This window comes from Pseudomonas sp. PB105, from assembly GCF_009764655.1.
GTDB lineage: Bacteria > Pseudomonadota > Gammaproteobacteria > Pseudomonadales > Pseudomonadaceae > Aquipseudomonas > Aquipseudomonas cyclaminis.
In genome coordinates, this window is record NZ_RWIO01000047.1 from 1 (window position 1) to 1,251 (window position 1,251).

The following is a 1,251-nucleotide window of genomic DNA, read 5'->3' on the forward strand; positions in this document are numbered from 1 at the left end:
TGGACTTGTTCCCTCGCAGCGGACGCCAAGAAGCGATATTTTAATCGCAACCTTGGAGGCACCTATGTCACAGCAAACCCGCCGCAGTTACACCGACGACTTCAAAGCTCAGGCAGTGACACTCGCTGAAAGCATTGGTCGAGGAGAAGCAGCTCGACAGTTAGATATCTCGGTCAAAACCTTAGGTAATTGGCTGGACGCCGCACGCAACGGGCGTCCTCTCAGTTCTCCTGCCCGGCATCCGGTCTCTGACCTGGAAAGCGAGCTGGCCCGGCTTCGAGCTGAAAATGCCACGCTTAAAATGGAACGAGAAATCCTAAAAAAAGCGACGGCGTTCTTTGCCAGAGAGTCCAACTGAGATACGCCTTCGTCGCCCGTGAACGGACTCGCTTTCCAGTCAGGTTGTTATGTCGAGTGATGGAAGTCTCGGTGTCGGGCTTTCACGGCTATTTGAAACGCCGGGAACGTCCTGATCCAGACGCTGAAATTCGCCTGGAAATTCGTGCGATTCATCATGCCAGTCGCGGCACTTATGGGCGCCCGCGGATGGTCAAGGCACTTCATAACCGATCTTTTTCAGTTGGGCATAAGCGAGTGGCCCGGTTGATGCGAGAAGAAATGTTGCGAGGGAAAATCAAGGCTCGGTTCAAACACTCGATGGATAATCGGTATATCCAGCCAATTTCCGACAACGTGTTGAAACGACGTTTTTCTGTGACAAGCCCAACTCCCGCGTGGGTGGGCGATATCACCTATATTTCGACGCGTCAGGGGTGGCTATATTTGGCCGTGGTGCTGAGCATCCAAACACGCCAGGTACTCGGTTACAGCCTGTCGGAACGGATGCCTGAGGGTCTGGTGCAGCAGGCTTTTTTGAACGCCTGGACGAATACACCAGTTGATCAGGGTGTAATTTTTCACTCTGATAGAGGTCGGCAATACACGGGCAGCGGTTTTCGCAGCATGATCTTGGACAGGGGGTTTGTGCAAAGCATGAGCCGTAAGGGCAACTGCTGGGATAACGCTGTAGCAGAGAGCTTTTTTGCCACACTCAAGAAGGAAGAAGCTACCGGTGTGTATCCCAGCAAAGCACAGGCTCACGCATCTATCGCGAGCTACATCCATGGTTTTTACAACCCGACACGGCTGCACTCGGCGCTGGGATACAGCTCACCTAATGACTACGCAAAGCAACTGAAGCAAACTGCTTAACGCTCGCTTTATGGCGTACGTTTTGAGGGAGCAAGTCCA

Annotated in this window: 2 protein-coding genes; both read left to right on the top strand. The window is 52.9% G+C overall.

From position 1 onward, the window contains the following. The coding region (locus EJD88_RS12965) for a transposase (protein ID WP_206361336.1) at positions 1-358 on the top strand (358 nt) is incomplete at its 5' end. After that, positions 355-1,212 (top strand): IS3 family transposase, encoded by an 858-nt coding sequence (locus EJD88_RS12970; RefSeq protein WP_218573960.1) that lies wholly within the window; start codon positions 355-357, stop codon positions 1,210-1,212. The genes EJD88_RS12965 and EJD88_RS12970, both read left to right, overlap by 4 nt. Positions 1,213-1,251 lie beyond the last annotated feature (39 nt).